We start from the raw sequence: 5,834 nt of genomic DNA on the forward strand, positions 1-5,834 counted from the left end.
TCGTGGAACTGAGAAGCTCCCACTTCAAGCTTTGCTAAGTGGTGAGTAGTTCACATTAAAGGTCTTATCCAAAGTTGAGAAAAATCCACATATCCAAAATATTTCATCTTAATATTCGTTAAATCTGATGAAAAAGGAATTTGACGTGTATCATAGTATAAGGGAATCATAATAGAGGATTCTATCAGTTCTTTTTCAAGATTCTTATTTAATGAAGCCCACTCCTCAAAATGTGTGTGTTTGTATTTAGAAAGGTGTTTTTTTAGTGATTTATTTGTTTTTAAAACCTTAGCCAATGGCGAATATCTAGCTGTTAAAAAATAATAAAATGATATCTCTTGATTCATCTCAAATACTTCACCATGAATAAAGAGATCGACTTGTTCATTAAGTTTTTCATCCCTAAGATAGTTTTCAAATGGAACCCATTTAACTTGAAAAGGTATATTTTCTTTTTCTAAGATATTCATTAACCATTTTGTTGTCGCTTCTGTATACTGAGTAGCTTTTATAATAAGTGGTTCTTTAAATTCGGGACGTTTTCTTTTTGGAATATTGACTTGATGATCTATGTCTTTCAAACAGCTTTTAATATTTGGGATTTTTTGAGAATCATATTCATGAATATGATTCATATTGTTAGCGATAATAGAATGTAAGTAATTACGAACATCTATGTGTTGAATTGACGAATTACGCCAAGCATTCATAATTATAACACCGAAACCTGAATTCCTTTCTACTTGAAAGGTAGAATCACTTTTATGGTATTGGGAAGATTGATAAATATTATCAAATTCTAGAGGGACCTGAATGAATTCTACTGTATCTAGCAAAGGTCTTTCTTGAAAATAATCATGAAATGCTATCAATGATGTTTTCTCCTGGTTATTCTCTCCTATATAAAAACCACCGGTTCCTATGATTTGGTCGTTATTTTCTTTATAAATGCTTGTATTTATCATGCATAACATTTGTAAACAATAACTACAACTATCTGGATAATGTATATCAATAATTAATGGTGATACAATCTCTATTTTTTCTATGGGTGCCCATAAGTCTTTATAGTATTTATGACTACGTAGTTTTGAGAGACATAGTTTCACGTCAGCCGCTGTTAAGATGGATCCATCATGAAATTTTATAGACTTTTTTAAATATAGTCTAAGCTTAGATTGAGTTAAATCCCAACTGTGAGCTATTTCAGGTAATATGTTTCCCTTTTCATCCATATAAACAAGTCGATTGAAAACGTTCGCAACAATATGTGCACTATGTACATCGGCAGCCTCGAGCGGGTGTGTTGTTAAAAAGGGCTTTCTTCTAGGAATAATTAATTTATCATCCGAATTATGTATATAGCCAAATTTTGAATGAAACTTAGTCATCAAGCGTAGTTTACTGTTCGGAGACCAATTATATAGTAAATATTTACTGCTTTTTTCAACAGGCTGTTGATCCATAATTTCCATTACTTGTGACTCATAGATTTGTTCTATATTTTTCAACCATTGAAGAGAGGAGGAATTTCCTCTGCCTTTTCCAGAGGTGAAAGTCAGCCAACCTTCATCCATCCATTTATGTAAGTAACGTACTGTTTGCTTTGCACTTAAATTTAAAAAATCTGCTAGGTCTTGTATTTTTATATTTCCTGAAGAAAATGATTGCCATAGATTCAGTAAATTTTTATCCATTTTTCTATCTCCTTTTATAAGTGGACATGTTTTTCTGAATATGTCCATTTTTAGTTTGATAAGTCTAGTTTAATATAACATTAGACAAAAGGAGGAGATACGATGAATTGGAAAGACTTTGAACAAAATATAAAAGTACGCTTAATTACATCGTTTTTTAATCGTGCTGTTACATCAGCAGTAATGCCTTTCATGGCATTGTTTTTTGCTCAAGAAATAAATAAAGTATGGGCCGGGTTATTTTTAATCTTAACGGTTATTTTAAGCTTTTTTTCAAATTTAATTGGAGGTTACATTTCAGATCGCTTTCAACGAAAGAAAATTTTATTGTTAACTTCTTTTTCTAGTACTTTGATGTTTTTATTCATGACTTTAAGCTTATTTCCTACAGATAAGATGATTTGGTTATTTGCAATTGCTTATGTAGGTTTTATAATATCTAGCAGTCTTGGGCGCCCATCCATGCAAGCTATCATTATAGACTCAACTACACCAGAAAATCGAAAGGCTGTTTATACAATTGACTATTGGCTTATGAATCTTTCTATGGCAATTGGTGCAGCATTAGGTGGTTTTTTATACATTAATCACCAAAAAGAGTTGTTTATATTACTGACTTTTGTTTCTGCTACATTGCCGATTGCTTATAAAATTTGGCTAGTTGCAGAAGTTAAAGTGTGCTTAGAAAAAAGACATGGAAATATAGTACTTGATCTAATTCAAAACTATAAAGTTGCTATTCAAGATAGAGCATTTTTAAGAGTTGTAATAGGGTCTACCTGCATATTTGCGGCAGAGTTTTCTTTAAACAGTTATGTTGGTGTACGACTTTCAGAAACATTCAATCCAATAAGCATTGGGAACTTTGAAATAGTAGGAGTGAGGATGCTAAGTATTCTTAACATAGAAAATATGCTTTTAGTAGTATGTTTAACGTTTATTGTAAATAAATTTACAGATTGTTTAAGTGGAAAAAAAGCGTTACTTTTAGGTCTTGTGCTCTATGGTGTAGGCTATGTGACAGTAACATCTGCAAACACTTGGTACGTACTGATTATTTTTAGTTTCATTGCCACTGTTGGTGAACTTGTCTACTCCCCAATCAGAAATGCAGAACAAGCTAATATGATTCCGGCTGATAAAAGAGGGTCGTATTCAGCTTTTGCAGGTCTAGCATATATTGGCGCGGATCTAACTGCAAGAATGACTATTATCATTGGTGCATTTTTGGTTCCTACGATGATGTCCGTTTACATTGGTATCATTGCAATAATGGGGACATTCCTCTTATACACTGGACTGTTTGTTAGAACCAATATTCAATCTCAGGAAAGGTTGAATAAAATGTCATCATAATATAATACTTTAAATGAAAAAATACGCTATTCTTTCTATAGAGTTGTAGGAAAGGATGGCGTTTTTTATGTCTATTTCTGTATCTAACGAGTTACAACTATTTGCTCAAGAGATTCAGAGTTTTTTAATCTCCAAATACCTTACGGGGTCTTACTAGAGTTGTTGGTTTTGTAAAACGAATCAGTAAGTACCAAGCAAAAGATTTAGTAGCTTTATGTGTATGGGTGAGCCAAAATGTAGCTATGACTTCTTTAACTCAGTTATCTAGCTGTTTAGAAGCATCAACAGAAGTACTCATCAGTCCTGAGGGACTGAATCAACGGTTTAATAAAGCGCCGTCCTACTATTACAACACCTACTAGCCGAACTACTAAGCAAAAAATTGGCCACATCTATGCCGTTTTTTTCTCCATACCCTTCTGTTTTCAAGCGTATTCGTATTTTAGATTCTACTGCATTTCAACTCCCTGATGTATTTTCATCGTTTTATCCAGGTGCAGGAGGATGCAGCCATACAGCGGGAGTAAAGATTCAACTTGAATATGATTTGTTAAGTGGACAGTTCCTACATATTCATACAGGTCCAGGTAAACAACATGATTGCACTTACGGCTCTCTGTGTGTCCCAACTGTAACAGCGAATGATTTATGTATCCGAGATTTAGATTATTTTCATTTGAAAGATCTTCAACATATACAATATAAAAAAGCTTATTATATCTCACGTATCAAATCGAATACACGTATTTATCAAAAAATCCTAACCCTGATTATTTTCAAGATGGAAGAATCAAGAAAGGTACAGAGTATATCCAGATAGATATAGATATATCCCTATTTCTATAATTAAATATTTCCCTATATCTCCACTTTTGTTATTAGAAATGGAGGCATAGGGGAGCGTTTGAAAAATTACTGATTCTATTGTATGTACAGCATATCACTACTTTAACTTTCTTTGTAATATGGATATTTCCCTATTTCTATAATTGGATATTTCCCTATTTCTCCACTTTTGTTATTAGAAACGGAGGCATAGGGGGAGCGTTTGAAAAATTACTGATTCTATTGTATGTACAGCATATCACTACTTTAACTTTCTTTGTAATATGGATATTTCCCTATTTCTATAATTGGATATTTCCCTATATCTCCACTTTTGTTATTAGAAATGGAGGTATAGGGAGCGTTTTTGAAAAATTACTGATTCTATTGTATGTACAGCATATCACTACTTTAATCTTCTTTGTAATATAGATATATCCCTATTTCTATAATTAGATATTTTCCTATATTGTATAGAGATAATAACGTTCTTTAACTTTATCCTCAAAAAGGCAATAACCTCCCATAAAACAATATGATAGGAGGTTATTAAAGTTATTTAAAATTTGTTTTTATTGGTTTCGATTTTTGCAAAAAATAATGTTGTTTAATTTGAGAAACGAGTATTTCAAACATACATTACTGTAGCTTTGAAATAAAGTTTGATTAAAAACACCCCACAAACCCATATTTTACGGTAAAAAAAGAATCCAGTTTAAATCAAAATGGATTCCACTTTTGAGATTGAATATTTATCTTCCATAAAAAAGTTTGATCATTTTTGTGATCTTTCCGCCATTAAAGCACCCGTTTCTTGAATAACTATAGGTTTACCTCATATTTATCTCGTCCTACATCAACATAGGATTTTAATCAAACTTTTTTACATATTATCAATCTTTATTTTAAACAATCAGGCTTTTTGAAATTATAAAGACCTAAAATGAAAAAAGTTAGATAAATTAAGAGACCCGTTACTTTAAGTACATTTATTCACAATTCTCTTCTTTTAAACAAATTTCGATGAATGCAAAAATATTCTTTGCCTCAATAGCACGCCTTCCCCAGTCATGGTAATAGTATAAAACTTGTCCTGAAACCCCAACTTCAGATGGATCTGTATCAATGCAAAGATAATCCCCGCCACCATTTTCTGCAATTGGAATCCACTTAGAATTCCAAAGAGCTGGTTTAAGCTCTTTTTCAATATCTGGCTCTAAATCATCAGCAGGATCGAATTCTCCCTGTAAAAATTTCCAATTATTAATAATTTCAGAAGTAGGGGACAAAGTCAAATTCCTTACAAATGGATTCACCCCGGGTTCCCAAGTTTGTCCGTTATACACTCTGTAAAAGCTCTTCATTTCTTCAGGGAGTGTAACCCCCAGTGTATCCTCAATAAGTTGAAACTCTTTATCACTTGCACCTGGCTGAAGATTTAATGATTCTTTAAAGTTATCTTCAGAATTTGATCCTCTTTCGATAATACGTTGCCACAACCATTCAGCTTGATTTATCATGCTATTTATCCTCCTCTTACGTCTCAAACATAATACCTTCACTACAGGATTGTTTAGTAAATTTTAATCTTATTCAAAATCAAATTCTCATTTCTTCTTACACAAATAAATTTTACCATAAAAATCTATTGTTCTTGTTCAACTATCCTATGTTGTTGTTGTAATAATACATATTGAACTATATTTTCAATATCTGTATAACTAATCTAATATGTATAAGAAAAAAGGATATATGCTCATATGTTGAACATAATATCCTCTTATTAGTTTAGTCTATTTAATTTATAAATTATCAAACTTTGTTTTAACGAATTTACTGAAAGAATTCTCCTTCCTTAAGCGTGTGAAGGGCGATAGCCCAACGGTAGGTGGGAGATGAATTTTGGTTTGGCATAGCCAAAAACTTTTGATAAACTAGCTATATGAAGTTCTTTGA

General features: G+C 31.9%; 3 protein-coding genes and 1 pseudogene. 2 read left to right on the forward strand and 2 right to left on the reverse strand.

Going from position 1 to position 5,834, the window contains the following annotated elements:
• Positions 1-50: 50 nt before the first annotated feature.
• Positions 51-1,697: an ABC transporter substrate-binding protein gene (locus U860_RS0103895; protein WP_025147473.1), complete on the reverse strand. Its 1,647-nt coding sequence runs from the start codon at positions 1,695-1,697 to the stop codon at positions 51-53.
• Between the two features lie 102 nt (positions 1,698-1,799).
• Between U860_RS0103895 and U860_RS0103900 the strand changes: the two genes are divergently transcribed.
• Positions 1,800-3,053 (forward strand): MFS transporter, encoded by a 1,254-nt coding sequence (locus U860_RS0103900; RefSeq protein ID WP_025147474.1) that lies wholly within the window; start codon positions 1,800-1,802, stop codon positions 3,051-3,053.
• Between the two features lie 67 nt (positions 3,054-3,120).
• Positions 3,121-3,881: pseudogene (locus U860_RS31135) on the forward strand (IS4 family transposase); the annotation flags it as partial.
• A gap of 986 nt (positions 3,882-4,867) precedes the next feature.
• Here U860_RS31135 and U860_RS0103910 read toward each other — a convergent pair.
• Positions 4,868-5,398, reverse strand: a complete 531-nt coding sequence (locus tag U860_RS0103910; RefSeq protein WP_025147475.1) for an SMI1/KNR4 family protein — start codon at positions 5,396-5,398, stop codon at positions 4,868-4,870.
• Between the last annotated feature and the right edge of the window lie 436 nt (positions 5,399-5,834).

The organism is Bacillus sp. H1a, assembly GCF_000633475.1.
In the GTDB taxonomy this organism is placed as follows: domain Bacteria; phylum Bacillota; class Bacilli; order Bacillales; family Bacillaceae_G; genus Bacillus_A; species Bacillus_A paramycoides.

Coding starts and splice junctions, on each gene's coding strand:
- U860_RS0103900 (WP_025147474.1), top strand. CDS start 1,800: ATGAATTGGAAAGACTTTGAACAAAATATAAAAGTACGCTTAATTACA.
- U860_RS0103910 (WP_025147475.1), bottom strand. CDS start 5,398: ATGATAAATCAAGCTGAATGGTTGTGGCAACGTATTATCGAAAGAGGA.
- U860_RS0103895 (WP_025147473.1), bottom strand. CDS start 1,697: ATGGATAAAAATTTACTGAATCTATGGCAATCATTTTCTTCAGGAAAT.